General features: G+C 73.0%; 24 protein-coding genes. 15 read left to right on the forward strand and 9 right to left on the reverse strand.

Annotated elements, in window-relative coordinates:
• Positions 1–45: 45 nt before the first annotated feature.
• A complete protein-coding gene (locus FHX39_RS02260) occupies positions 46–903 on the reverse strand; it encodes an oxygenase MpaB family protein (RefSeq protein WP_183336464.1) in 858 nt (285 codons plus the stop codon).
• Positions 903–1,406 carry a pyridoxamine 5'-phosphate oxidase family protein gene (locus FHX39_RS02265; RefSeq protein WP_198423228.1) on the reverse strand — a complete coding sequence of 168 codons (504 nt, stop codon included), beginning with the start codon at positions 1,404–1,406 and terminating at the stop codon, positions 903–905. Before FHX39_RS02265 ends, FHX39_RS02260 begins: the two co-directional genes overlap by 1 nt.
• Positions 1,407–1,603: 197 nt before the next feature.
• Here FHX39_RS02265 and FHX39_RS02270 point away from each other — a divergent pair, with 197 nt between their 5' ends.
• Positions 1,604–3,655 (forward strand): RecQ family ATP-dependent DNA helicase, encoded by a 2,052-nt coding sequence (locus FHX39_RS02270; RefSeq protein WP_183336466.1) that lies wholly within the window; start codon positions 1,604–1,606, stop codon positions 3,653–3,655.
• A 97-nt stretch (positions 3,656–3,752) separates the two neighbouring features.
• On the opposite strand, the gene FHX39_RS21945 is transcribed toward FHX39_RS02270, so the two are convergent.
• Both FHX39_RS21945 and FHX39_RS02280 read right to left on the reverse strand, forming a co-directional pair.
• Positions 3,753–5,201 (reverse strand): glucose-6-phosphate dehydrogenase, encoded by a 1,449-nt coding sequence (locus FHX39_RS21945; protein ID WP_198423229.1) that lies wholly within the window; start codon positions 5,199–5,201, stop codon positions 3,753–3,755.
• A gap of 81 nt (positions 5,202–5,282) precedes the next feature.
• A complete protein-coding gene (locus tag FHX39_RS02280; protein ID WP_198423230.1) occupies positions 5,283–6,788 on the reverse strand; it encodes an MFS transporter in 1,506 nt (501 codons plus the stop codon).
• A gap of 33 nt (positions 6,789–6,821) precedes the next feature.
• Between FHX39_RS02280 and FHX39_RS02285 the strand changes: the two genes are divergently transcribed.
• Positions 6,822–7,247, forward strand: a complete 426-nt coding sequence (locus tag FHX39_RS02285) for a DUF1810 domain-containing protein (RefSeq protein WP_183336468.1) — start codon at positions 6,822–6,824, stop codon at positions 7,245–7,247.
• Positions 7,248–7,264: 17 nt separating this feature from the next.
• On the opposite strand, the gene FHX39_RS02290 is transcribed toward FHX39_RS02285, so the two are convergent.
• Positions 7,265–8,782, reverse strand: a complete 1,518-nt coding sequence (locus FHX39_RS02290) for an LLM class flavin-dependent oxidoreductase (protein ID WP_332836626.1) — start codon at positions 8,780–8,782, stop codon at positions 7,265–7,267.
• Positions 8,783–8,840: 58 nt separating this feature from the next.
• Between FHX39_RS02290 and FHX39_RS02295 the strand changes: the two genes are divergently transcribed.
• Positions 8,841–9,245 carry a VOC family protein gene (locus tag FHX39_RS02295; protein ID WP_332836627.1) on the forward strand — a complete coding sequence of 135 codons (405 nt, stop codon included), beginning with the start codon at positions 8,841–8,843 and terminating at the stop codon, positions 9,243–9,245.
• A gap of 16 nt (positions 9,246–9,261) precedes the next feature.
• Here FHX39_RS02295 and FHX39_RS02300 read toward each other — a convergent pair whose 3' ends face one another.
• Complete coding sequence (locus tag FHX39_RS02300; protein ID WP_183336472.1) at positions 9,262–9,507, reverse strand: hypothetical protein; 246 nt, start codon at positions 9,505–9,507, stop codon at positions 9,262–9,264.
• Positions 9,508–9,569: 62 nt separating this feature from the next.
• Between FHX39_RS02300 and FHX39_RS02305 the strand changes: the two genes are divergently transcribed.
• Positions 9,570–10,370 carry an HAD-IIA family hydrolase gene (locus tag FHX39_RS02305; protein WP_183336474.1) on the forward strand — a complete coding sequence of 267 codons (801 nt, stop codon included), beginning with the start codon at positions 9,570–9,572 and terminating at the stop codon, positions 10,368–10,370.
• Positions 10,371–10,474: 104 nt separating this feature from the next.
• On the opposite strand, the gene FHX39_RS02310 is transcribed toward FHX39_RS02305, so the two are convergent.
• Both FHX39_RS02310 and FHX39_RS02315 read right to left on the reverse strand, forming a co-directional pair.
• A complete protein-coding gene (locus tag FHX39_RS02310; RefSeq protein WP_183336477.1) occupies positions 10,475–11,671 on the reverse strand; it encodes an MFS transporter in 1,197 nt (398 codons plus the stop codon).
• A complete protein-coding gene (locus FHX39_RS02315) occupies positions 11,668–13,137 on the reverse strand; it encodes an MDR family MFS transporter (protein WP_332836628.1) in 1,470 nt (489 codons plus the stop codon). The genes FHX39_RS02310 and FHX39_RS02315 overlap by 4 nt, the downstream gene beginning before the upstream one ends.
• A gap of 288 nt (positions 13,138–13,425) precedes the next feature.
• Between FHX39_RS02315 and groL the strand changes: the two genes are divergently transcribed.
• Entirely contained in the window at positions 13,426–15,048 is a 1,623-nt protein-coding gene (groL, locus tag FHX39_RS02320; RefSeq protein WP_183336481.1) for a chaperonin GroEL, read from the forward strand.
• A gap of 83 nt (positions 15,049–15,131) precedes the next feature.
• On the opposite strand, the gene FHX39_RS02325 is transcribed toward groL, so the two are convergent.
• Entirely contained in the window at positions 15,132–16,454 is a 1,323-nt protein-coding gene (locus FHX39_RS02325) for a hypothetical protein (RefSeq protein ID WP_183336483.1), read from the reverse strand.
• Positions 16,455–16,615: 161 nt separating this feature from the next.
• On the opposite strand from FHX39_RS02325, the gene FHX39_RS02330 reads away from it, so the two are divergent.
• The 10 genes from FHX39_RS02330 (at position 16,616) to FHX39_RS02375 (ending at position 25,638) form a co-directional block, all read left to right on the forward strand.
• Positions 16,616–17,629, forward strand: a complete 1,014-nt coding sequence (locus FHX39_RS02330; RefSeq protein ID WP_183336485.1) for a hypothetical protein — start codon at positions 16,616–16,618, stop codon at positions 17,627–17,629.
• Positions 17,626–18,075, forward strand: a complete 450-nt coding sequence (locus FHX39_RS02335; RefSeq protein ID WP_183336487.1) for a phage holin family protein — start codon at positions 17,626–17,628, stop codon at positions 18,073–18,075. The genes FHX39_RS02330 and FHX39_RS02335 overlap by 4 nt, the downstream gene beginning before the upstream one ends.
• Positions 18,072–18,776, forward strand: coding sequence for a DUF3618 domain-containing protein (locus FHX39_RS02340; protein ID WP_183336489.1), 705 nt, complete (start codon positions 18,072–18,074; stop codon positions 18,774–18,776). Before FHX39_RS02335 ends, FHX39_RS02340 begins: the two co-directional genes overlap by 4 nt.
• Before the next feature lie 138 nt (positions 18,777–18,914).
• A complete protein-coding gene (locus FHX39_RS02345) occupies positions 18,915–19,631 on the forward strand; it encodes a TetR/AcrR family transcriptional regulator C-terminal domain-containing protein (RefSeq protein ID WP_198423232.1) in 717 nt (238 codons plus the stop codon).
• Positions 19,632–19,700: 69 nt separating this feature from the next.
• Positions 19,701–20,906: a dipeptidase gene (locus tag FHX39_RS02350; protein ID WP_183336490.1), complete on the forward strand. Its 1,206-nt coding sequence runs from the start codon at positions 19,701–19,703 to the stop codon at positions 20,904–20,906.
• Complete coding sequence (locus FHX39_RS02355) at positions 20,903–21,643, forward strand: copper homeostasis protein CutC (RefSeq protein ID WP_183336491.1); 741 nt, start codon at positions 20,903–20,905, stop codon at positions 21,641–21,643. Before FHX39_RS02350 ends, FHX39_RS02355 begins: the two co-directional genes overlap by 4 nt.
• Complete coding sequence (locus FHX39_RS02360) at positions 21,640–21,909, forward strand: DUF4031 domain-containing protein (protein WP_183336492.1); 270 nt, start codon at positions 21,640–21,642, stop codon at positions 21,907–21,909. Before FHX39_RS02355 ends, FHX39_RS02360 begins: the two co-directional genes overlap by 4 nt.
• 90 nt (positions 21,910–21,999) lie before the next feature.
• On the forward strand, positions 22,000–22,260 hold the full coding sequence (locus tag FHX39_RS02365) for a UBP-type zinc finger domain-containing protein (protein ID WP_183336493.1): 261 nt from the start codon (positions 22,000–22,002) through the stop codon (positions 22,258–22,260).
• A complete protein-coding gene (locus FHX39_RS02370) occupies positions 22,257–24,038 on the forward strand; it encodes an FAD-dependent oxidoreductase (protein ID WP_332836629.1) in 1,782 nt (593 codons plus the stop codon). The genes FHX39_RS02365 and FHX39_RS02370 overlap by 4 nt, the downstream gene beginning before the upstream one ends.
• A gap of 97 nt (positions 24,039–24,135) precedes the next feature.
• A complete protein-coding gene (locus tag FHX39_RS02375) occupies positions 24,136–25,638 on the forward strand; it encodes a sensor histidine kinase (protein WP_332836630.1) in 1,503 nt (500 codons plus the stop codon).
• Positions 25,639–25,673: the final 35 nt, after the last annotated feature.

Below are 25,673 nucleotides of genomic sequence, written 5' to 3' on the forward strand. Positions count from 1 at the left end.
CGAACGCCCCCTGAGCCGATCGGCTCAGGGGGCGTTCCTCGTGACTCAGACGAGCGCGGGCTGCAGGCTCCGCATCCGCCGCAGCGCCCGCCCGTACGCCGGGTTGCTGGTGATCACCAGCGGCACCGACGCGAGGACGCGGCGGACGGCGTACGCGTTGGCCGTGGCCAGCAGGTCGGCGCCCGGGATGGCCGGGAGCCCGTAGAGGCGGCGCGCCCACGGCGGCAGCATGGCGATGCCGAGCCCGACCATCCCCGCCCAGGCGGGCCGGGCCGGGGTGCCGAGGCGCACCCAGCGGGGCATCGGCGGCCGGATGAACTTCAGCGTGTTGTTCCGGGCGACCTTCGACACCCGCAGCTGCGGCTGCACGTAGTCGTAGTAGTCCTGGATCTCCGCCTCGGAGGCCGGGACCGTGTGCCGCTCGAGGCCGACCAGCTCGGCGCTCGCCCGCATCTCGTCGACGTACTGGTCGCCCTCGCCCCGGCGCAGCACGCCACCGCAGCGGCGGTACGTCGAGAGGAACGATTCGACCTCGGTCACGTGGACCCAGCGCAGCAGCTCCGGGTCGTCGACGCGGTAGGGCAGGCCCGACTCGGGCTCGACGCCCTCGGGCAGCGACGCGTGCACCCGGCGGAGCACGCGGCCGGCCTTCTCCGCCTCGGCCGTCGTCCCGTACGTGACGGTGCCGACCCAGTCGCCGGTGCGCTGCAGACGGCCCCACATGTCGTCGAACCACACGGTGTTGTCGTTGAAGCCGGCCATCACCAGCGGGTGCACGGCCTGCAGCAGCAGCGCGCGGAAGCCCGCGATCGCCATCGACTGGTCACCGTTGACACGCCAGGTTACGGAGTCCGGTCCGAAGAGTCCGGCGTCCTGCGCCTGCTCCGTCGCGAGGGCGACCATCAGGAGTCCGCCCCGAGGACGACCTTCTCGTTCTCGCCACCGGAGTAGCGCTCACCGGTGACCTTCGACTTCACCAGGCTCAGCACCGAGGACACGCGGCCCCCGGGCCCGTCCCAGTACTCGGCGGTGTCGCCGGTGACCTTGATCAGGACGATCGACGGGTCCTCGGGACCCTGCGGGAACCAGGCCTCCATGTCGACCGACCACAGGTCCTTGGCCCGCTGGACGTCCTCGACGACCTGCGCGGAGCCGTTGATCGAGACCCACGAGCTGCTCGACGCCAGCGTCACGGCGACGTGCGGGTTGGCCTGGACGTGCTCGACCTTGCGGGAGTCGCGGGAGGAGAAGAACCACAAGTCCCCGTCGCCCTCGACCTCCTGGTGGGCCATCGGCCGGCTGACGAGCTCACCGTCGGCGTCCACGGTGGTGAGCATGGCGAACTTGATGTCGGAGGCGAGCTCGGCGACCTTGGCGGTACCGCCGGTCGTGTCGGTGGAAGTCACGGCGATGGTTCGACCGTGCAGCGGGTTCTGGACGCCGAACCGGTCGGGTTATGGGTCAGTTCACAGGTGCGCCACAGGATCAGCGTCCGCGGAGGGAGCGTGCCGCTCGTCCACAGGACGACATCGGAGGCCGGGCGCTCGTCCACAGTGGTTCAGCGACGGCGGCTGGTTCGGCGCAGGCCGACCAGGATGGAAGCATGAGCACGATGACGACCAGCAGCGCGGCCTCGGTCCTGGAACGCGTGATCGCGGCGATGGCCGGGCCGGAGGCCCGCCCCCGCCCGGACCAGGTGCGCGCGGTCGAGGAGCTCGTGGTCCGGCACCAGCGCGTCCTGGTCGTTCAGGCCACCGGCTGGGGCAAGTCCGCCGTCTACTGGGCGGCGACAGCGGCGCTCCGTGAGCAGGGGGCGGGGCCGACGCTGGTGGTGTCGCCGCTGCTGGCCCTGATGCGCGACCAGATCGCCGCCGCGGAACGGGCCGGCCTCAAGGCGGCCACGATCAACTCGACCAACCTCGACGCGTGGGCCCAGGTGCTCAACGACGTCCGCGCGGGCACGATCGACGTGCTGCTGATCTCGCCCGAGCGGCTGGCCAACCCGGCCTTCGCCGCGCAGCTGCCCGACCTGCTGGGCTCGGTCGGCCTGCTCGTCATCGACGAGGCCCACTGCGTCTCGGACTGGGGCTTCGACTTCCGGCCCGACTACCAGCGCCTGACCCGCAGCATGCTCGGCCTCGCGCCGGGGACGCCGGTGCTGGCCACGACGGCGACGGCGAACGAGCGCGTCACCGCCGACGTCGCCCACCAGCTGGGCGAGGACACGGTGACGCTGCGCGGCTCCCTCGCGCGCTCGTCGCTCACGCTCTCCGTCGTGCCGCCGATGTCGGTGCTCGAGCGGTACGCCTGGGTGGCCGAGGCGCTTCGCACTCTGCCCGGCTCGGGCATCGTCTACGTCCTCACCGTCGCCGAGACCCTGCGCGTCTCGGCGTTCCTGACCGAGCAGGGCCTCGACGTCGCGCCGTACTCGGGGCAGAGCCAGGACCGCGAGCAGCTGGAGGACCGGCTCCGCGACAACCAGGTCAAGGCGCTGGTCGCGACGTCGGCGCTGGGCATGGGCTACGACAAGCCCGACCTCGCGTTCTGCATCCACCTGGGTTCGCCGAGCTCGCCCGTCGCCTACTACCAGCAGGTCGGCCGAGCCGGGCGCGCGCTCGACGACGCGGTCGCGGTGCTGGTGCCGGCGGAGTCCGACGAGCGGATCTGGGAGTACTTCGCCACCGCGGGCATCCCGGACGAGCAGCAGGTGGAGCGGGTGCTCGACGTGCTGGGTGCCGAGGCGCAGTCGTTGCCCACGATCGAGTCGGCCACCGGCATGCGGCGCGGACGGCTCGAGGGCCTGCTCAAGGTCCTCGCCGTCGACGACGCGGTGGAGCGGCGGGCCGGGGGCTGGATCTCCACCGGCAAGGGCTGGTACTACGACCAGGCCAAGTGGTCGGCGCTGCGGCAGGTGCGGGCGGCCGAGGCCGACCTGATGCGCAAGTACGCGCACGGCGAGGGCTGCCTCATGCAGTTCCTGCAGCTGGCGCTCGACGACCCGGACCCGCGCCGCTGCGGCCGCTGCTCGGTCTGCACGGGCCGGCTGCCCGCCCCCGGTGCCCGGCCGTCGGAGGACGCGGTGGCGGCGGCCCGCACGTTCTTTCGCGGGCAGGACGTGGTCGTCGAGCCGCGCAAGCTCTGGCCGAGCGGGGTCGAGCGTAAGGGCAAGATCACCTTCCTGGAGCCGGGACGGGCACTGGCCTTCGCCGACGACCCGGCGTGGAGCTCCGAGCTCGCTCAGCTGTGGCGCTCCGACGCGGAGGCGCCGCCCGCGGTGCTGGCCGGCTGCGTCGAGGTGCTACGGCGCTGGTCGAAGACCTGGGAACGCCCGGTCGCGGTCGTGGCGATGCCGTCGCGCCGGTTCCCGCGCCTGGTCACCTCGGTGGCCGAGCACCTGGCCCGGATCGGACGGCTGCCGCTGGTCGACGCGCTCGAGGTGGGCGGCCCGCCGCCCGCGGTCGACGCGAGCTCCGCGGCGCGGGCCAAGGACCTGATGGTCCGCACCCGCGTCCGGGAGGGGGTGTCGTTCGACGGACCCGTGCTGCTGGTGGACGACACGATCCGCAGCCGGTGGAGTCTCACCGTCGCGGGCGCGCTGCTGAACGACATCGGCGCGACCCGGGTACTTCCGCTGGCCCTGCACCAGCTGCCCTGACCTCCGGAGACGCCACGAGCGGCACCCCTCCCGGTCCTGAGGTCTCAGGCGGGACGAGATGCCGCTCGCGGGTCGTGCTCGGCGCGAGGGCCGGTGCTCAGTCGCCGAGCAGCCAGCCGCACGGGCCGGTGAGCTCCTTGGCCGACGGCGGACCCCACGAGTGGTCGTCGTAGATCTCGACCTGGGGGCGGGCGTCGGACAGCATCGGCTGGAAGGCCTGGAAGGCGGACTCGAGGCCGGTGGAGCTGGTGAAAAGCATCCGGTTGCCGGCCAGGACGTCGTGGATCAGCGAGGTGTACGGCGCCATCGAGCCGGGGGCGACGTTGGCCAGGCTGAGCGAGGTCGCGCTCTCGGCGGGCAGCGGGTCGGGGCCCGGCTTCTTGACCGTGAGGCGGATGTCGATCGCGCCGTTGCCCTTGAGGTCGAAGACGATCGCGTTCGCGTCCGGGTGGATGTGGTCCAGGGGACCGTCGGAGGGCTTGAAGATCAGGCTGACCTTCTGGGCGCTCTCCTTCATCATCTTGCCGGTGCGCAGCAGGAAGGGCACCCCGCGCCAGCGGTCGGTGTCGATCCACAGCCGGGCCGCGGCGAAGGTCTCGGTCTTGGAGCCCTTCTCCACGCCCTCGGTGTCGAGGTAGCTCGCGTACTGGCCCAGCACGACCTCCTTGGGGTCGAGCGGGCGGAACGCGGCGATCACGGACTCGCGGGCGGCCTGCACGTCGTCGGGCTCCATGCTCAGCGGCGGCTCCAGCGCGACCTCGGCGGCCACCTGGAACAGGTGGGTCGCGAGCATGTCGAGCATGGCGCCGGTGGCGTCGTAGAAGTCGGCTCGGTCGGCGATGTCGAGGGTCTCGGGGACGTCGATCTGCACCTGGGCGATGTGGCGGCGGTTCCAGACGTCGCCGAAGAGCCGGTTGGCGAAGCGCGTCAGGTAGAGGTTCTGCGTCGCCTCCTTGCCGAGGAAGTGGTCGATCCGGTAGATCTGCTCCTCGTCGAAGGCGCTGTGCACGAGGTCGTCGAGCTGGTGGAAGCTCTCCAGCGAGGTGCCGTACGGCTTCTCGTAGACGACCTTGGCGTTCGCGGTGTTGAGCCCGTGCGCCTTGATCGCCTTGGTGGTCGGCTCGAAGGCGACCGGGGGCAGCGACAGGTAGTGGATCAGCTGGACCTTGTGGCCCAGGTCGGCCTCGGTCTGCTTGATCGCGTCCAGCAGCGTGCCGGGGTCGCTCTCCTTGAAGCCGCCGCCGGCGAAGGAGACGTTCTTGGCGAACTCCGCGAACTCGTCGTCCTCGGGAGCGTCGGCGAACTCGGCCAGCGAGTCGCGGATGTGCTTCGCGAACTCCTCGGCCGACACGTCGCCGCGACCGTTCCCGATCAGGCGGAACTGCTTCGGCAGGAGGCCGTGGGTGAAGAGCGCGTAGATGGCGGGGAGCACCATGCGCTTGGCGAGGTCGCCGGTCCCGCCGTAGAGGATGATCGCGGTCGGGTCCTCGATCGGATCCGGCTTCTGGGCGTCGTCGGACTGCTGCGCGTCGGTGGAATCAGGCACGGCTCGATTGTCCCCCTCGCTCGTGACGCGGAGGTGCGAGCCCCCGCGTCCGAGACGGGACTCACACCCGAAGGGTCCTCCTCAGGCCGCGTGCCGCGCCACGGGCTCCGGCGCCGCGTGCTGCGGCTCGGGGTGCCGGTCGTGGCTCGTGCGACGGACGAGGTCGATCACCGCGAACACGAGGGCGACCACGACGAAGCCGATCGTCGTGCGCAGCGCCACCGAGAGTGCGGCGGCGTAGTCGCCGCGGCTGGTGCCGAGGGCGGCGAAGAACTGCGCCAGGATCACGGCCACCCCGATGGCCGAGCCGACGCGCTGGGCGGTCTGCAGCATGCCGCCCCCCGAGCCCGCCCGCGACGGGTCCACCTCGGCGAGGGTGAGCGTGACGTTAGGGGTCACGACCAGGCCGCCGCCGAGCCCGGCCAGCAGGAACGCCGGGGCGAGCTTGAGGCCGACCGAGCCGTTCAGGTGCGGCACCAGGAGGTCGATGATCAGCAGGGCGGCGGACACGGAGACGAGTCCGATGACGGCGAGCTTGCGGCCGAGCCGGCCCACGAGGCGTCCGCTCACCAGCGCGGACACGGCACCGCCGATGGCGAACGGCGTCGTGGTCAGCCCCGCCTGCAGCGCGCTGTAGCCGAGCCCGGTCTGGAGGTAGAGGGTGACGACCAGGAAGATCGACGTGAAGCCGGCGAAGTAGAAGGTGCCGAGGCTCAGCCCGTAGAGGTAGGCGGGGACCTTGAGCAGCGTCAGGTCGATCAGGGTCTCCTTGCCGCGGCGCCGCCAGGCCAGCTCCCACAGCGCGAAGCCGACGAACAGGGCCGCAGCGGGCCCGAGCAGCCACCAGGGCCGGGCGCCCAGCGACTCGCCCTGCCCGCCCTCCACGAGGGGGTAGAGCACGAGCAGCACGGCCGCACCGAAGAGCACGACGCCGAACGGGTCGAGGCTCTGCTTGTCCTTGCGCGCCGCCGCCGCGGGCAGCAGCCGCCGGGCCAGCAGGACGATGGCGATGCCGATCGGCACGTTCACGTAGAAGACGAGGCGCCAGCCGAAGTCGGGCCCGCCGACCTTGACCAGGAGGCCGCCGAGCAGCGGCCCGATGGCGGTCGAGATGCCGATCATCGCGCCGAAGATCGAGAAGGCCTTCGCCCGCTCCTTGCCCCGGAACAGGTTCTGGATGAAGCCCGACACCTGCGGGGTGATGATCCCCCCGCCCAGGCCCTGGACCACGCGGGCGACCGAGAGCAGCCACGGCACGGGCGCCGCGCCGGCGAGCGCGCTCGACAGGGTGAAGACGGCGACGCCGACGATGAACACGGTGCGACGGCTGCGGGCGTCGCCGAGGCGCCCCATCGGCACGAGCGCGACGCCGAAGGCGAGCGCGTAGCCGGCGATGATCCACTGCACGTCGCTGTCGTCGGCGTTCAGACCCGCGCGCAGCGTGGGCAGGGCGACGTTGACGATGCTGACGTCCAGCAGGGTCATGGCTCCGGCGGCGATGCAGACCGCCAGCGCCCGCCAACGGGCGGGGTCGGGCTGGTAGTCAGGTGCAGCGGTGTCCTGCTGCTGGGCGGGCGTCGACGTCACGAAGAGTGTGTACCCGACGAGAGGGAGATGCGGATGCGTAGCGACGATATGGAGCGCTTCGTCGAGGCGCAGGACGCGGGTGGGACGTACGCGGCGGCGCTGCGGGAGCTGCGGGCCGGGCGCAAGACGTCGCACTGGATGTGGTTCGTCTTCCCGCAGCTCGCGGGCCTCGGGCACAGCGCGATGGCGCAGGCGTACGCGCTCGACTCGCTCGACGAGGCCCGGGCCTACCTGGCTCACCCCGTCCTCGGACCGCGGCTGCGGGAGTGCACGGCGGCCGTGCTGACGCACACGGACCGGAGCGCGGAGCAGGTCATGGGCGGCATCGACGCGCTCAAGCTGCGGTCGTCGATGACGCTCTTCGCCCGCGCCGACCCGGAGGATCCCGCGTACGCGGCGGTGCTCGACGCGTTCTACGGCGGCGAGCCCGACGAGCGGACCGAGCAGCTGCTCGGCTAGCCGACCGGGTCAGGGGCTCAGCCCAGCCGGGCGAGCACCGGCTCGAGCCGGCGCAGGTCGTCCGCGTCGACGAGGTCGGGCAGGGCGACGAAGACCGTGCCGACCTCGGCCTCGGCCAGCTCCGCCCAGCGGGAGGCGTGGTCGGCGGCGGTCCCCGCGTGGTGCTGCTGCGCGTACGCGGCGGCCGGGATGCGTCCGCGGAGCCGCTCGACCCGACGGGCCACGTCCTCGCGGTCGGTGCCGAGCACGGGCACGTCGAGCACGGTCACCTCGACGTCGTCGGGGTCGCGGCCGAGGTCGGCGCAGTGGCCCCGCAGCACCGCCAGGCGTCGGGCCAGGCGGGCGGTGTCGCTGCTGGGCAGGTTCCAGGCGTCGGCCTGCTCGGCCACCACGCGGAGCAGCCGGTCGCCGGAACCGCCCACGACGATCGGGACGGCGCCGACCGGGCGGGGGTAGCAGGTCGTCTCGGGCAGATGGACGTAGCGGCCCGCGTAGGCCTTCGTCCCCGGCGCCCAGAGCGCGCGTAGCGTCTCGATCGTCGCCTGCAGCTGGTCGAGCCGCTCGCCGGCGGGCGGGAAGTCGAGCCCGTACGTCTGGTGCTCGCGCAGCCACCACCCGGCGCCCAGCCCGCAGAACGCGCGCCCGCCGCTCAGCACGTCCAGCGTGGCCACGGCCTTGGCCACGATCCCCGGCGCCCGGAACGTCGCCGGCGTGACCAGGGTGCCGAGCCGCAGCCGGGTGCCGAGGCCAGCGAGCAGGCCGAGCGCGACGTACGGCTCGGGGATGGGTTCCCAGGCGCGGTCGACCTGGGGGATCTGCACGAGGTGGTCCATCAGGGCGATCCCGTCGAGCCCGATCGCGTCGGCGGCCCGCGCCAGGTCGGTCAACCAGCGGGTGGGGTCGCTCACGCCCTCGCCCCACGGGAAGCGCGACACCTGCAGGACGACGCGCGGACCGGCGTGGGTCGGTCCCGGCGCCGCGGCGTGCACCCCGGCCGCCGAGGCTGGGGTCGACCGGGGCTCGTCGGCCTGCTCCACCACGACGACCGCGTCCCAGCGCTCCTCGTCCGCCTCGTCGGGCGCCCAGCGGTCCGGCGCGTGCTGCTCCACGAGCGCGCGAACGCGCCGGAGCTGTTCGGTGAGGACGCGGGCGGGCACGGGTCGGTCCCGGGCGCCGTTGCGGGCGCGGGCCAGCGCGGGCGCGGTGTCGAGGACCACGAGCACGGCGGGCAGGTCGACGGCGCGGGCGTACGCGAGGTGGTGCGCCCGACGCTTCGGGTCGAGGCCGAGGGTGTCGACGACGGTGGTCAGTCCACGACCCAGCCGGGCGACGACGATCTGGTCGAGCAGGGCGAAGGCGTCCTCGGACGCGTCGAGGTCGTACGGCCCGCTGCCGACGGCCGCGCGGAGGGCGTCGGAGGAGACGATCTCGCTGGGGAGGTAGCGCTGCGCCGCCCAGGTCGACTTCCCGGAACCGGCCGCGCCCGCCAGGACGACCAGGGCCGGGCCCGGCCACACCGGTGCCGCTTCGTCCACATGTCGAGTCTGGCAGCATCCACTGGACGCTCCCTGAGCCCGTCGACGAGGAGGCGGAGTGACCAGACCGGCACCGGACGGACGACCCGCGCTGCGGCTGCGCGGCGTCGTGCTCGGGACCCCGGACCCCATCGCGCTCGCCGCCTTCTACGCGCGGCTGCTCGGGTGGCCGTACCGCTCCGAGCACCCGGAGTGGGTGGTGCTGGTCGACCCGGGCGGGGGAGCGGGGCTGAGCTTTCTGCGGGAGGACCCGTACGTCCCGCCCGTCTGGCCGGCGGGCCCGGACGACCAGGCGATGCAGGTCCACCTGGACGTGGAGGTCGACGACCTCACCGCGGCGGTGGCGTGGGCCGAGCGGTGCGGGGCGCGGCAGGCGACGTCCCAGCCGCAGGAGCACGTGCGGGTCTGTCTGGACCCCGACGGGCACCCGTTCTGCCTCTACGTCGAGGACGCCGAGGACTGACGAGAGCCACGGAGGTCTAGCGGGGGAAGTCCTCGACCCCGACGGTCTTCACGGTGCCGTCGTCGGCGAGGTAGCGCACGGTCAGCCCGTCGGCGCGTCCGTCGGCCACGGGAGCCAGGCCCGGGGACACGGTGCTGGAGGGCGTCGCGGGCGGGGCGGCCGGGGTCGGCGTGGCCGGGTCGCCGCAGCCGGCGAGCGCGAGCCCGAGCACGGCGACCGCGGGCAGGCCGAGCCGCACGAGGACCTTCGGGACGCGTCGCATGAGGCCTTCAGGTTACGGAGCCCGCCCAAGACGGGCCGACGTACGGCTGCCAGCCTGGACCCATGACCGAACGTCATCACGTGTCCTGCTGGCTGACCGACATGGACGGGGTCCTCGTCCACGAGGAGCAGGCGCTGCCGGGGGCGGCGGAGTTCATCGCCGCGCTGCAGGAGCACGGGCGCCGGTTCCTGGTGCTGACCAACAACTCGATCTACACCGCGCGCGACCTGCGGGCGCGGCTGCTGCGGAGCGGCATCGACGTCCCCGAGGACGCGATCTGGACGTCCGCACTCGCGACGGCGCAGTTCCTGGGCGAGCAGATGCCGGGCGGGTCGGCGTACGTGATCGGCGAGGCGGGGATGACCTCCGCGCTGCACGAGGTGGGCTTCGTGATGACGGACCGCGACCCCGACTACGTGGTGCTGGGGGAGACGCGGACCTACTCGTTCGAGGCCATCACGCGGGCGGTGCGGCTGATCGAGCGCGGGGCCCGGTTCATCGCGACCAACCCGGACGTCACGGGGCCGTCGCCGGAGGGCTCGCTCCCCGCCACCGGAGCGGTCGCGGCGATGATCCAGCAGGCGACCGGGATCAAGCCGTACTTCGTGGGCAAGCCCAACCCGCTGATGATGCGCTCGGCGCTGAACCGGATCGAGGCGCACTCGGAGACGACGATCATGATCGGCGACCGCATGGACACCGACGTCGTCGCGGGCCTCGAGGCCGGGCTGCGCACGATCCTCGTGCTCTCCGGCTCGACCCGGCAGAGCCAGATCGAGCAGTACCCCTACCGCCCGACGCGGGTCGAGAGCTCGATCGCCGACGTCGTCCCGCTCGTCGCCGAGCTTGCACCCCCGGCGTGACCGTCGCTGGAGTCCGACCACTGGTCAGCTCCGAGCGTCGGGCGAGTCCGAGAGGGCCCCGGAGTGACCAGTGGTCAGCTGGGGTAGCGGGTGGGGCCGAGGGCTCAGGCGAGGGCGCGGCGGCGGGTGAAGCCGAGCAGGAACGCGAGCAGCGCGAGTGCGGCGGCGACCGCGCCGGCGACGGGGAGCCAGACGACCCCGCCCGCGAGCACCAGGGCGCCGACGACCGGGGCGGCGGCGATGCCGACGTACATGGCGGTCGAGTACCAGGCGAGGGTGATGCCGGCGGCCGCCGGCTCGACGGCGACGAGGCGGTGCTGGAGGGGGACGACGGACCCGAAGGCCAGCACGCCCCAGCCGGCGAAGAGGACCGCCAGCGCGAGGAACGACTGCTCCTCGACGGCCAGCAGGACGAAGACGACCACCTCGGCCGCGATGACGACCGCCGCGGTCGGGCGGCTGCCGAAGCGGTCCGTCACCGGTCCGGCCAGCGCCGTCCCGACGACGCCGCCGATGCCGTAGAGCAGCAGGAGGAGGGCGAGCAGGCGCCCGTCCCCACCGGTGGCGTGCTGCGTGAGCTGCGCGCTGAAGATGTAGACGACGTTGAAGCCGACCGTGACCAGCACGGCGGCGATGAGCACGAGGACGACGCGGGCGTCCTTGAGGACCCCGAACCGCTGGGCCAGACCCGTCACCGCGCCGACCGGCAGCGTCCCCAGCCCGAGCACCATCGCCACGGCGAGCACCAGCGCCAGGCCGGCGAGGCCGAGCATCGTCGTGCGCCAGCCGACGACCGCGGCGAGCGCGGTGCCGACCGGGGCGCCGACCGCGGAGGCGAGGGTGAAGCCGAGGCCGGTGGCGGCGAGCGCGAGCCCGCGCTTCTCGGGCGGCAGCATCGATGGAGCGGCGGCGGTCGCCGTCGGGACGAGGGCGGCACCACCCAGGGCAGCGAGGACCCGGCCGGCGACGAAGGCGGTGAGGCCGTCGGCGAACGCAGCGGCGACAGTGCCTGCCGCGACCAGCAGCAGGCCCACCGCCATGAGGAACGTGCGCGGCACGCGCGAGGCGAGGACGGAGACGAGCGGGGACGCGACGGCGACCACGGCGGCGTACCAGGTGATCGACGACGCGACCGAGGTCTGGGTCGACCCGAGGTCGGTGGCGATCGCGGGCAGGACGCCGGCGATGACGAAGGCGTTCGTGCCCACCACGAACAGCCCGCCCGCCAGCAGCGCCAGCCGGACGGAGGTGCGGGCGACCGAGACGGGCGCCGGGGCCGTACGGACGTCGAGGTCGGTCATCCGACGGTCTTGATCTGGCGCGGCATGAAGAACACGGCCAGCAGCATGAACACGGCGCCGAAGGCTGAGGCCAGGAACACGTGCTGCAGCGCGACCGCCATGACCGAGGCCGGGATGGCGCTCGCCGTGCTGGCGTTGTTCCCGCCGACGGTGTTGCCGAGCCCGGCGTTGGCGATGGCGCCGAAGACGGCGATGCCGAGCGCGCTGCCCATCGAGCGGGCGAACATCGAGGTGCCGGTGACCACGCCGCGGACGTTCCACTCGACGGAGGACTGCGCGGCGATCAGCGTCGGCGCGGCGACCCAGCCCATGCCGAGCCCGATGACGAAGCAGGTGGCGCCGACCTGCCAGATCGAGCTGGTCGGGCGCAGGAGCGTGAGCCCGGCGACGCCGACCAGGGCGACGACGGTGCCGATCAGCGCGGTCGAGCGGAACCCGACCCGCAGGTAGGCGCGGCCGGCGAACGACGCGGCGATCGGCCAGCCGAGGGTCAGCGCGGCGAGCGCGAACCCGGCGACCAGCGCGCTGTGGCCGAGCACGCTCTGGGCGTAGAGGGGGACGTACGAGGTGAGGCCGATCAGCACCGCGCCGACCGTGAGGCTGGCCAGGCTGGTGGTGATGAGCAGCCGGTTCTTCAGCACCCAGGTCGGCAGGATCGGCTCCGCGGCGCGACGCTCGACGAAGCCGAACACCACGACCAGCGCGACGCCCAGCGCCGGCACCCCGAGGCCAGGCAGCGAGAGCCAGGTCCACAGCACGCCGCCCTCGAGCAGGCCGAGGATCAGCAGGGTCGAGCCGAGGGTCAGCAGCACGGCGCCGGTGACGTCGACCTTGTGCCGCACGCGCTCGACCTTCTCGTGGAAGTGCCGCGAGATCATCCAGGCGGCGACCAGCGCGAGCGGGACGTTGACGAAGAAGATCCAGCGCCAGTCGAGGAAGTCGACGAACACGCCGCCGAGGGTGGGGCCGACGACCGAGGAGATGGCCCAGACGCTGGCGACGTAGCCCTGCACCTTCGCGCGCTCGGCCAGGCTGTAGATGTCGCCGATGATCGTCATGCAGGTCGGCTGGACCGCCCCGGCACCGAGGCCCTGCAGCGCCCGGAAGGCGATCAGCGCCGGCATGCTCCAGGCGAAGCCGCAGAGCACCGACGCGACGCCGAAGACGACGATGCCGGTGATGATCACCGGCTTGCGCCCGTACGAGTCGCTCAGCTTGGCGAAGATCGGCACGGTGACCGCCTGCGCGAGCAGGAAGACGGAGAAGAGCCAGGGGAACTGCGAGAAGCCGCCGAGGTCGTTCACGACCGAGGGGACCGCGGTCGCGAGGATCGTCGCGTCGATCGCGATGAGGCCCATGCTGAGCATCACGCCCAGCAGCACGGGGCCGCGCTCGGAGCGGAGACCGACCGACGCCCGCGTGATCACGGGTGCGGGGTCGACGGACGTCTCGGTCTGGCTGGCCACGTCCCGTCGCAACCGGTCGGCAGCCGTATGCATTCCCCGACGATGTTTCTTTCTGGTGACGGGTTCCCGAGTGGCGCTCAGGCGCCCTGCCCGTGACCCCTCCGCGTACGTCCGGAGAAGGGTGGGAGTTGTTTGCACTCGCCCTGGTCGAGTGCTAAACATGTGTTAGCACTCGGCACGTGAGAGTGCCACCTTCCTACGCGGGTGAGGTCCCCATGGGCCGTCCGTCGCGGGCCCTGAGTAGGAATCAGCGCAGGAACCACCCCGTCAGCAGAGGATTCGCCACACATGCCGAAACTCATCTCCTTCAACACCGAGGCCCGGCGCGGGCTCGAGCGTGGCATGAACACGCTCGCCGACGCCGTCAAGGTGACCCTCGGCCCCAAGGGCCGCAACGTCGTGCTCGAGAAGAAGTGGGGCGCCCCCACGATCACCAACGACGGCGTCTCCATCGCCAAGGAGATCGACCTCGAGGACCCGTACGAGAAGATCGGTGCGGAGCTCGTCAAGGAGGTCGCCAAGAAGACGGACGACGTCGCGGGCGACGGCACCACCACCGCCACCGTGCTGGCCCAGGCGATGGTCCGCGAGGGCCTGAAGAACGTCACCGCCGGCGCCAACCCGATGGACCTCAAGCGGGGCATCGACAAGGCCGTCACCGCCATCGTCGAGCAGCTGAAGGCCGCGGCCGTCGAGGTGGAGACCAAGGAGCAGATCGCCGCCACCGCGTCGATCTCCGCCGGGGACACCACCGTCGGCGAGATCATCGCCGAGGCGATGGACAAGGTCGGCAAGGAAGGTGTCATCACCGTCGACGAGTCCAACACCTTCGGGCTCGAGCTCGAGCTCACCGAGGGCATGCGCTTCGACAAGGGCTACATCTCGCCCTACTTCGTCACGGACACCGAGCGCATGGAGACCGTGCTCGACGACCCGTACGTGCTGATCGTCAACGGCAAGGTCTCGGCGCTGAAGGACCTCCTCCCGCTGCTGGAGAAGGTCATCCAGGCCGGCAAGCCGCTCGTGGTCATCGCCGAGGACGTCGACGGCGAGGCCCTGGCCGCGCTGATCGTCAACAAGATCCGTGGCACCTTCAAGTCCGTCGCCGTCAAGGCCCCGGGCTTCGGTGACCGCCGCAAGGCCATGCTCGGCGACATCGCCATCCTCACCGGTGGCCAGGTCATCTCCGAGGAGGTCGGGCTCAAGCTCGACGGCGTCGGGGTCGAGCTGCTCGGCCAGGCCCGTTCGGTCGTCGTCACCAAGGACGAGACCACCATCATCGAGGGCTCCGGCTCGTCCGACCAGATCGCGGGCCGGGTCAGCCAGATCCGCACCGAGATCGAGAACTCGGACTCCGACTACGACCGCGAGAAGCTGCAGGAGCGCCTGGCCAAGCTGGCCGGCGGTGTCGCGGTGATCAAGGTCGGCGCGGCCACCGAGGTCGAGCTCAAGGAGCGCAAGCACCGCATCGAGGACGCCGTCCGCAACGCCAAGGCTGCGGTCGAGGAGGGCATCGTCGCCGGTGGCGGCGTCGGCCTGCTCCAGGCGGCCAAGGACGCCCAGGTCGACCTCACGGGCGACCAGGCCATCGGCGCCCAGATCGTCTTCACCGCGGCCTCGGCCCCGCTGAAGCAGATCGCCTTCAACGCCGGCCTCGAGGGTGGCGTCGTCGCGGAGAAGGTGCGCAACCTCCCCGCGGGCCACGGCCTCAACGCCGCCACGGGTGAGTACGTCGACCTCGTCGCGACCGGCATCATCGACCCGGTGAAGGTCACGCGCTCGGCGCTGCAGAACGCGGCCTCGATCGCCAGCCTGTTCCTCACCACCGAGGCCGTCATCGCCGACAAGCCCGAGAAGGCCGCTCCGGCCGGCCCGGGTGGCGACGGCGGCATGGGCGGCATGGACTTCTGAGTCCCTGCTCCACCTGCACGACCTGACGAGAGGCGGTCCCCTTCGGGGGGCCGCCTCTTGTGCGTTCCCGGGGGGCGTGAGCGTCAGCCCCGGGGGAGGGAGCCGAGGATCCGCTCGGGGCGGCTCGTGTAGTCGCCGACCTGGTCGGGCGCGGGGAGCGGGGTGGGCCAGTCGGACGTCGCCCAGCCGCGTGGCGGGTCGGTCGCGTCGTAGGTCCAGGTCGCCCCGGTGCCCGGCTCGGTGGGCACGACCTCCGCGTCGTCGACCCAGGTGACGCGCACGCTGGTGAAGGCGTCGAGCCCGGGGAACTGGACGTCCACGTGGGTCGTCCCGGCCGGCAGGGGGCCGACCTGGGTGGTGAGGTGCGCGGAGCCGCCGCCGGAGCGCAGACCGCGCGACCAGAGCCCGAGACCCGAGCACAGGCACTCGTACGTCGGCAGCCCCGCGAACGTGGCCGTCGTCCAGCGGACCCCGGTCGGTGCCGTGCCGCTGTCCGGCACCCGCAGCCGAGGGCCGCTCGCGGGGACCTCGGTCACGACCCGGACGCCGTCGGGCAGGGCCCGGGCGACCGGCGGGACCGCCCGGGTCCGCAGGTCCTGGTCGTCGACCGAGTAGAACGTCCAGACGACCGACGTGAGGCCCTTCGACGCGACGACCCGGTTGACGACGACGGTCTGCAGGTCGCCGCTGCCGTCGGGCACCGCGTACAGCTTGGCGCCGGTCACGGAGTTGCCCGCGGCCGCGGGACGGGTGAGGTCGGTCGGCGTCCGCGCGACCGGCACCTGGCCCACGGGGGTCACGGCGACGCCGGGCACGACGGCGAGGTTGGGCAGGGCGACGTCGATCCGGTCCGAGGCGGCCGGCAGCGTGGGGAACGCGAGCTGGAGCAGCCGCGTCTCGCCGAAGCGCAGCTGCGGCAGCACCGCGAAGAGCGGCGTGCAGAGGCAGCGGCTGAAGAGCTCCGGGGAGACGTTCGCCAGCGGCCGGTAGGCCCGCGACGCGGCCGGGTCGAGGAGGGCGAGGTTCTGCTGGCCCGCCAGGGTGCGGTCGAGCCCGAGGTCGGTCCCGGACGGCACGGGGTCGCCGGCCGCGCGTCCCGGTCCGACGAGTGGCGTGACGGACCAGTCGAGCACGGTCGCGCCCGTCGTCCGACGGACCGCGTGCACCGCGAAGCGGATCGTGACGTCGTTGCCCTCGGCGGTGGTCCACAGCGCCTCGCCGACCACGGGCAGCCGCGGGTCCGTCGGCGCCGGGACGTCGACCGGGGGCGCCGACGTGCTCGCGTCGGGGGAGAGGGTCGGCCGCGGCGTCGTGAACAGCCCCGGCTCCTGCGCGCCCCAGCTGCACCCACCCGCGAGCAGGGCGGACGTCAGCAGGACGCCGGCCGTGCGCAGCCTCGACGCCACGACCCGATCCTAGGCGGGTGGTGGCCCGCCCGACTTCGTCCGGCCTCCAGCCTTACACGATAAGGATTGCCGGTGCCGCAGGTGTCTGAGACCACCCCGATCGGGCTAGAAGGTGGGTCGGGGAGGCACACACGGGCTCCCCGAGAGCTGAAGGAGAGCACATGTCGCACTCGCCGTACGAGCCTGCAGAGGGCATCGGTCGCGGAGTCGACCCGGACCCGACGACCGTCTACGAGACCGGGACCCAGGTCTCGCCCGGCACCGCCTACGGGGAGACGTACGTCGCGCCGGTCGAGGACCTCTACGCACCGGTCCCGCAGACCACCACCACCCCGGGCACCGACCAGGGCAGCACCGGCGCCGGGGACGTGAAGGACACCGCGGCCGACCAGGGCCGTCGCGTCGCCGACACGGCGAAGGAGCAGGCCGGCCAGGTCAAGGACACGGCCAAGGAGCAGGCCGGCCAGGTCAAGGACACCGCCGTCGAGCAGGGTCAGCAGGTCGCCGCGGTGGCCAAGGACCAGGCTGCGCAGGTCAAGGACCAGGCCGCGAGCTCGCTGAAGGACATCGTCGGCGAGAGCCGCACACAGCTCGCGTCGCAGGCCGGGACCTCGCAGAACAAGCTCGCCGAGTACGTGCACTCGCTCGCCGACGAGCTCGGGACGATGGCCTCGGGCGGTTCCGACGGGAGCGGCCCGCTGGCCGACCTCGCGCACCGCGGGGCCCGGACCGGCGGCGAGCTCTCGAAGTGGCTGTCCGACCACGAGCCGGCCGACGTGCTGACCGAGGTCACGCGTTTCGCCCGCCGTCGTCCCTGGACCTTCCTCGGCGCCTCGCTCGTCGCCGGCGTGGTCGTCGGCCGCGTGACCCGCAGCCTGGCCGCCGAGGCCAAGGACGAGCACGACGCGCAGCAGGCGCCGAGCACCAGCACCACGACGCCCGCCGTCACCGGCCCGGACCACGCCGCCCCGGACTACACGGCTCCCGCCGCGACCCCGGTCGGCTACCCGGCGGCCGGCTACGAGCCGACGCCGGTCACGGGCTACGAGCCGACGCCCGTCGCCGGCTACGAGACCCCGGCCTACGGCACCCCCGCCTACCCGACCGAGGGCTACGTCCCCGGCGACCTGCCGGAGAGCCCGGCGCCGCAGACCTGGACCGGTGGGTCCCGGTGAGCACTGGCTACACCGCGCCGGACCCGACGCCCGGCTACCCGGGCGTCCCGCAGGGCCAGGACCAGGAGATCTCGCTCGGCGAGCGCCTGGGCAACGTGACGCGTGACCTGAGCACCCTCATGCAGCAGGAGGTGGCTCTGGCCAAGGCCGAGGTCAAGCAGAGCGGCAGCCAGCTCGGGAAGGGCGTCGGCCTGCTGGCCGGTGCCGGGATCGGCGGCTTCTTCGTGCTGCTCTTCCTCTCCGTCTCGCTGTGGTGGGCCATCGGCAACGGCACCGGCCGCGGCTGGGCCGCCCTGATCGTCGCCGTCGTCTGGGCGATCGTCGCCGCCGTCCTGCTGACGGTCGGCCGCAAGGAGCTCAAGCGCGTGCGCGGGCTCCCGACCACCGCGGACACCCTGGGCAAGATCCCGAACGCCGTCAAAGGAAAAGAAGAGGACAACCGATGACCACGAGCAGCGACCCCGAAGAGATCCGCCGCGAGATCGAGCGCACCCGCGCCGCCCTCAGCGGTGACGTCGACGCGCTGGCCGACCAGGCCAACCCGAAGAACATCGCCCGCCGCCAGGTCGAGAACGTCAAGGGCTCGATCCGCGACAAGGGCAACGACCTGAAGGACAAGGTCATGGGCGTCGCGTCCGACGCGAGCGACAGCGCCCACGTCTCCGCCTCGAACGTCCAGGCCGCGGCCTCGGACGCGCGGGGTGCGGTGGCGGACGTCCCCGGCTCGATCAAGAGCAAGAGCCAGGGCAACCCCCTGGGCGCGGGCCTGGTGGCCTTCGGCCTGGGTCTGCTCGTCTCGTCGCTGATCCCGGCGTCGTCCCGCGAGCGCCAGGCCGCGGTCGACCTCAAGGAGCGGGCCGAGCCGATCACGTCCAAGATCACGGACGCGGCCAAGGAGGTCGCCGGCAACCTCAAGGAGCCCGCGCAGCAGGCGGCCGCCGACCTCAAGGACACGGCCACCCAGGCCGCCCAGCAGGTCAAGGCCCAGGGCCAGGACTCCGCGCAGGAGGTCAAGGGCACGGCGCAGAGCGCGCAGCAGGAGGTCAAGGGCACCGCCCAGAGCGCCCAGCAGGACGTGAAGGACGAGAGCGCCTCCGCGGCCGGCGAGGTGCGCGACCAGGCGCAGCAGGCCCGTCAGGGCTCGTAGGTCCGACCCACCCGGCGGGGCGGGCACCTAGGTCCTCGGACCTCGGGTGCCCGCCCCGTCGTACGAGCGGGGCCCGGGTCGGCCGGGCACGCACTATCGTCGCCAGGGCAGGGGAGCTCGACGTCTGGAGGACGGCAGGTGGCGGAGGTCGCGCCGAAGGTGCACAACGGACGCACCACCAAGGGTCTCGACCGGGACGTCGTGGTGCGTGCCGCTCTGCGCGCGATCGACGAGCGGGGCCCGCACAACCTGACGATGCGCGGACTGGGCCAGGACCTCGGCGTCGAGGCGATGTCGCTCTACCGCTACGTCACCGGGCGCGAGGACCTGCTCGAGGCCGTCGTGGCGCTGCTCCTGGACGACTTCCGCGACGCGCTCGACGAGACCGTGACCGGCTCCTGGCAGGGCTACCTGCAGGCACTCGCCCACGCGATCCGGCGGATCGCCGTCGAGCACCCCGCCGCCTTCCCGCTCGTGGCCACCCGCCACCCCGCGGCGCCGTGGCTCCGACCGCCGCTGCGCAGCCTCGAGCTCGTGGAGCAGTTCCTGTCGACGCTCCTCGCGCACGGCTTCGACGACGAGCAGGCCGTGGGCACGTACCGGGCCTTCACCAGCTTTCTGCTCGGGCAGCTGCTGCTCGAGTCCGCGGCCCGCGGCGCGCAGACCGGTCCGGTGGAGGACCCGCTGGACGAGGGCGGGGCCAGCGTGCCGACGACCGACGCGGACGCCGACACGTCGGGCAACCCGACGGTGGTCCGGCTCCGCTCCCTGCTGAGCGAGGACCGCAGCGACGAGGAGTTCGAGGTCGGGCTCGAGACCCTGCTCGACCGCCTCGAGATGGCGCTGGCCCAGTAGTCCCGGGCGAGGCCCGTTAGGGTCAGCAGCGCCCGGCCCTGTCGCCGGGCCGACCACGAGGAGGAGCCCGTGACGACCGACGCCGGGCCGCTCGTGGTGGACGGCCACAACGACCTGCCCTGGGCGCTGCGACCGAGCGGCTACGACCTCGACCTCGTCGACGTGAGCCGGCCCCAGCCGCAGCTTCAGACCGACCTGCCGCGGCTGCGGGCCGGGGGCGTCGGCGGGCAGTTCTGGTCGGTCTACGTGCCCTGCAGCTTTCGCGGCGCCGCCGCCGTCACGGCCACGCTCGAGCAGGTCGACGCCGTGCACCGCCTGGTCGAGCGCCACCCCGACGACCTCGTGCTCGTCACCGACGCCGCGGGCCTGGACGCGGCGCTGGCGTCGGGCCGGATCGCCAGCCTGCTCGGGGCCGAGGGCGGTCACAGCATCGACGACTCGCTCGGGGTGCTGCGCAGCCTCCACCGGCTCGGGGTCCGCTACCTGACCCTCACCCACAACGCCAACACCGACTGGGCCGACTCGGCGACCGACGTGCCCCGCCACGGCGGGCTGACGCGCTTCGGCCGCGAGGTCGTCGCCGAGCTGAACCGGCTCGGGATGCTCGTCGACCTCTCCCACGTCGCGGCGACGACGATGCACGACGCGCTCGACGTCACCGAGGCCCCGGTGGTCTTCAGCCACTCGAGCGCCCGGGTCGTCGCCGACCACCCCCGGAACGTTCCCGACGACGTCCTGCGACGCCTCACCGGCAACGGCGGCGTGTGCATGGTGACCTTCGTGCCCCGCTTCGTCAGCCCGGCCGCGGCCGCGTGGTCGGCCGAGGTCCACGACGCGGCGCTGGGCGCCGGTGTCGACCCGCGCGACCTGGAGGCCCTGGAGGCGTTCGGGGACGCGTACGAGCGGCCCTGCCCGCCGGCGACGCTGGCCGACGTGGTCGCCCACGTCGAGCACGTGCGCGAGGTCGCCGGGTCCGCGCACGTCGGGCTCGGCGGCGACTTCGACGGCACGGCCTCGACCCCGGTGGGCCTCGAGGACGTGTCGCGCTACCCCGCCCTGCTGGACGCGCTGCGCGGCCGCGGCTGGTCGGGCGCCGACCTCGTCGCGCTGACCCACGGCAACGTCCGCCGCGTGCTGGCGGACGCCGAGGCGGTCTCCGCGCGGCTGCGCGGCCTCCGCGGCCCGTCGCTCGCCACGATCGAGGCCCTGGACGGCGCCCGGGTGCCCGAGGCCGGGTCCAGGCCCGCGGACGACCAGCACGAGGAGCCGGTGTGAGCGCCCTGCTCGAGGTCGTCGTCACCCACGCCCCGGACGCGGTCAAGGCGGAGGCCGGTGGGGCAGACCGGGTCAGCCTGATCGGCGACGCGCTGCCGGGCACGGAGCGCGAGGCGGGAGCGCTGTCGCCGGCACCGGCGCTGGTCGAGCAGGTGCGGGCGGCGACCAGCCTCCCCGTACGCCCGCTGCTGCGCCTGCGCGAGGGCTACGGCACCGACGGCGGCGAGGTCGCCCACCTGCACGGGCTGCTGTCGTCCTACCGCTCCGCCGGCGCGGACGGCGTCGTGCTCGGCTTCCTCAACGCCCTGACCGAGATCGACCTCGAGGTCGTCGCCGAGCTGGTCGGCGGGGCCGACGGGGCGGGCCTGCGCTGGACGTTCTCACGGGCCGTCGACTCCTGCATCTCCACCGACCGCGCCTGGCGCGACCTGCCCCACCTGCCCGGGCTCGACACGGTCGCGACGGCCGGCTCGGCGCGCGGCGTCGCCGAGGGGCTGGACGAGCTGGTGGCCCGCGCGGAGGGCGACCCGGCGGCGCGCCGGGTGATCATGGCCGCCGGCGGGCTGAGCCCCGAGCACGTGCCGTGGCTGGCGCGGGCCGGCGTGGGCATGTTCCAGGTGTCGACCCAGGTGCGCCCGCTGGGGTCGTGGAAGGCCTACGTCGACGCCGACCTCGTGGGCACCTGGCGGGCGCTGCTCGACAGCCACACCGGTGGTGCCCGGGACGTGCCGCGTTGATCCTGGTCGACCGGCCGACCTGGCCCGCCCACGGCCGTCTCTGGTCGCACCTGGCCAGCGACACCTCGTACGACGAGCTGCACGCCTTCGCCGCCCGGCTCGGGCTCCCGCCCCGCGCGTTCGACGGCGACCACTACGACCTCGTGGAGGACCGCTACGACGACGCGCTCGCCGCGGGAGCCCGGCCGGTCACCTCCCGCGCCATCGTCGTGGCCCTGCGCGCTGCCGGTCTGCGGCGCCGGAAACGCTCCCGCCTGGCCCGGTGAGGGCCACCCGCTACGCCGGTGGCGGATCCGTCACCTTCTCGTCACCGGCGCGGAGCAAGATGGTGCCGACGAAAGGACCGTGCCGACTCCATGCCGTGCGCCCACCTCGAGGCACAACCGCTGACACCTCTCCCCGCCGGGTTCGAGCCCTACTGCGCCGACTGCGCGCTCACCGGTGACCAGTGGGTGACGCTGCGGCGCTGCCTCACCTGCGACCACGTCGCCTGCTGCGACGACTCCCTCAACGCCCACGCCACCCGCCACTTCGAGCAGACCGGCCACCCCGTCATGACGTCCGTCGAACCGGGCGAGACCTGGCGCTGGTGCTTCATCGACCAGGAGACCGCGTGACCGACCCCGCCCCGCTGACGCCCACCGACCTGACCGGCGGCCCGACCCGAGGGGTGGGGGAGCCGGGCGACCAGGTCCGCCCGGGACGTCGCCCGCGCCGCGACGGCGAGGGTCCCCGCGACGTCAAGCCCGTCATCCTCACCGTCGACGACGACCCGAGCGTCTCGCGCGCCGTCGCGCGCGACCTGCGGCGGCGCTACGCCGAGGACTACCGCGTGGTCCGCGCCGAGACGGGCTCCGACGCCCTCGACGTGATCCGGGAGGTCGTGCTCCGCGGCGAGCAGGTGGCCGTGCTGCTGGCCGACTACCGCATGCCCCAGATGAACGGGGTCGAGTTCCTCGAGTCGGCCATGGACCTCGTGCCGCAGGCGCGGCGGGCGCTGCTGACCGCGTACGCCGACACGAGCGCGGCGATCGCGGCGATCAACGTCGTCGACGTCGACCACTACCTGCTCAAGCCGTGGGAGCCGCCGGAGGAGAAGCTCTACCCGGTCATCGACGACATGCTCACCAGCTGGAAGCGCGACGGCAAGCCGCCGGAGCACAAGACCAAGATCCTCGGGCACCCCTGGTCGCCGGAGTCGTACGAGGTCCGCGACTTCCTGGCCCGCAACCTGGTGCCGTACCGCTGGTACAACGTCGAGGACCCGGACGGCAAGCGGCTGCTGGCCGCGGCGGGCAAGGGACCGGCCGACGTGCCGGTCGTGGTCACCACGAGCGGCGACGCCATGTCGCGCCCGAGCCTGACCGACCTCGCGAACGCGGTCGGCCTGGACACCACCCCGCGCGGCGACTTCTACGACGTCGTCATCGTCGGCAGCGGGCCGGCCGGGCTCGGGGCCGCGGTGTACGCGGCGTCGGAGGGGCTCAAGACCGTCGTCCTGGAACGTTCCGCCGCCGGCGGGCAGGCCGGGCAGAGCTCGCGGATCGAGAACTACCTGGGCTTCCCCGACGGGGTCGCCGGGGCGCAGCTGACCGACCGGGCGCGCCGCCAGGCCGTACGGCTGGGGGCGGAGCTGCTCACGGCACGTTCCGTGGTGGGGCTCAAGGCGAAGGGCCCGGCGCGCGAGATCACCTTCGACGACGGCGAGACCCTGCTGGCCCACGCCGTGGTGCTCGCGACCGGGGTGTCCTACCGCCAGCTCGACGCCGAGGGGGCCGACGCGCTGCTCGGGCGCGGCATCTACTACGGCTCCGCGTCGACCGAGGCGGCCGCCTGCGCCGACCAGCACGTCGTCATCGTCGGCGGGGCCAACTCCGCGGGCCAGGCGGCCGTGTTCTTCTCCACGCACGCCGCCCAGGTGACGCTCGTCGTCCGCGGCGACTCGCTGACGAAGTCGATGTCCAGCTATCTCATCGAGCAGGTCGAGGCCCGCGACAACATCGAGGTCCGCACCTGCACGCAGATCGAGAAGGTCGAGGGCGAGGAGCACCTGAGCGCGGTGACCCTGTTCGACAAGACCACCGGGCAGCGCGAGGTGGTCGACGCCGAGCACCTCTTCGTCTTCATCGGCGCCGCTCCGCTCACCGACTGGCTGGACGGCGAGGTCGTCCGGGACGCGCGCGGCTTCGTGGTGACCGGGCCGGAGCTGCTGGTCGAGGGCCGCCGGCCCGACGGCTGGGACCTGCCGCGCGACCCGTACCTGCTCGAGTCGAGCCTGCCGGGGGTGTTCGTCGCCGGCGACGCCCGCGCCGACTCGGTCAAGCGCGTCGCCTCGGCGGTCGGCGAGGGCGCCCTGGCCGTGACGCTCGTGCACCGCTACCTGGCCGAGCAGTGACACCGGCCGGGCGCCTCGGCGCGCGGCAGGACCCGACCGGGGGCACCATGGGAAGCAGGAGCGTCCCGCGCACGTTGTGCAGGGCGAAGGAGACACGGTGAGCGACACGGTGACGGACCAGACGGTGCAGCAGCGGACGGCGGACCAGGGCGGCGGCGAGCGGCGACTCACGCCCGACGAGCTGCGGACGCTCTTCCTCTTCGAGGCGCTCGAGCCGACCCAGCTGGAGTGGCTCAGCGAGAACGGCTACGTCGAGACCCGCGCCGAGGGCGAGGCCGTCTACACCGAGGGCGACGCGGCCACCTGCTTCTTCGTGCTGGTCGAGGGGTGCGTCGCGATGCGGCGCTGGGTCGAGGGCACGAACGTCGAGGTGAACCGAACCGACCACCGCGGCGTGTACGCGGGCGCGACAGCGGCGTTCGTCAAGGCCGAGGCCGGCCACCGCTACGCCAACAGCCTCGTCGCGGTCACCGACTCCACGTTCTGGGTGATCGACGCCGCCCTGTGGGCCGACAAGATCCGCGTCTGGTTCCCGATGGCCATCCACATGCTCGAGGGCCTGGCCACCGGCATGCGCAACAGCCAGCTCGTCGTCGGCCAGCGCGAGCGCCTGCTGTCCCTGGGGCGGCTGGCCGCCGGCCTCACCCACGAGCTCAACAACCCCGCCTCGGCGGCCGTGCGCGCGACGGCGAGCCTGCGCGAGCGGGTCAGCAAGATGCGCGGCAAGCTCAGCCACCTCGCCTCGGCCGACATTGACGGGCGTGAGTTCGCGGCGATGGTCGACCTGCAGGAGGCGGCCGTCGAGCGGATGGCCAAGATCACCCGCGACCTCAGCCCGATGGAGACGTCGGAGGCCGAGGACGAGCTGGGCGACTGGCTCGAGGACCACGACGTGGTCGGCAGCTGGGACGTCGCCCCCGTGCTCGTGGCCGCCGGCGCCGACGTCGACTGGCTGGAGGAGCTGGCCGGCAGCGTCTCGCCCGACGTCCTGAGCGACGCGGTGCACTGGGTCGCGTACGCGCTCGACACCGAGCAGCTGATGAACGAGATCGAGGACGCCACCACCCGCATCTCGACCCTCGTCGGCGCGGCCAAGCAGTACTCGCAGATGGACCGCGCGACGCACGCCGACATCGACGTGCACGAGGGCCTGAAGAGCACGATCATGATGCTCAAGCACAAGATCACCGCGCCGGGGAACATCACCCTGGTCAAGGACCTGGCGGAGGGCCTGCCGAAGGTCCCGGCCTTCCCGGCCGAGCTCAACCAGGTGTGGACCAACCTGATCGACAACGCCGTGCAGGCGATGCCCGACGGCGGCACGCTGACCATCCGGACCGCGCTCGAGCGCGACGACGTGCTGGTCGAGATCGGGGACACGGGGACGGGGATCCCCCAGGAGCTGCAGGAGCGCATCTTCGAGCCGTTCTTCACCACGAAGCCCGTGGGGGAGGGGACCGGCCTCGGGCTCGACATCTCCTACCGCGTGATCGCGCAGCGCCACGGCGGCGACCTGCGGGTGACGTCGGTGCCGGGCGACACGCGGTTCCAGGTGCGGCTCCCGCTCGTCAGCCCGCAGCGGCTCGACACGGCCGGCTGATGCGGTCACGGATTGATGTGCCGTACGCGGGATGT

The sequence above is a fragment of the Microlunatus antarcticus genome, assembly GCF_014193425.1.
GTDB classification, from domain to species: domain Bacteria; phylum Actinomycetota; class Actinomycetes; order Propionibacteriales; family Propionibacteriaceae; genus Microlunatus; species Microlunatus antarcticus.

Coding starts and splice junctions, on each gene's coding strand:
- FHX39_RS02260 (WP_183336464.1), bottom strand. CDS start 903: ATGGTCGCCCTCGCGACGGAGCAGGCGCAGGACGCCGGACTCTTCGGA.
- FHX39_RS02270 (WP_183336466.1), top strand. CDS start 1,604: ATGAGCACGATGACGACCAGCAGCGCGGCCTCGGTCCTGGAACGCGTG.
- FHX39_RS02285 (WP_183336468.1), top strand. CDS start 6,822: ATGCGTAGCGACGATATGGAGCGCTTCGTCGAGGCGCAGGACGCGGGT.
- FHX39_RS02300 (WP_183336472.1), bottom strand. CDS start 9,507: ATGCGACGCGTCCCGAAGGTCCTCGTGCGGCTCGGCCTGCCCGCGGTC.
- FHX39_RS02305 (WP_183336474.1), top strand. CDS start 9,570: ATGACCGAACGTCATCACGTGTCCTGCTGGCTGACCGACATGGACGGG.
- FHX39_RS02310 (WP_183336477.1), bottom strand. CDS start 11,671: ATGACCGACCTCGACGTCCGTACGGCCCCGGCGCCCGTCTCGGTCGCC.
- groL (WP_183336481.1), top strand. CDS start 13,426: ATGCCGAAACTCATCTCCTTCAACACCGAGGCCCGGCGCGGGCTCGAG.
- FHX39_RS02330 (WP_183336485.1), top strand. CDS start 16,616: ATGTCGCACTCGCCGTACGAGCCTGCAGAGGGCATCGGTCGCGGAGTC.
- FHX39_RS02340 (WP_183336489.1), top strand. CDS start 18,072: ATGACCACGAGCAGCGACCCCGAAGAGATCCGCCGCGAGATCGAGCGC.
- FHX39_RS02365 (WP_183336493.1), top strand. CDS start 22,000: ATGCCGTGCGCCCACCTCGAGGCACAACCGCTGACACCTCTCCCCGCC.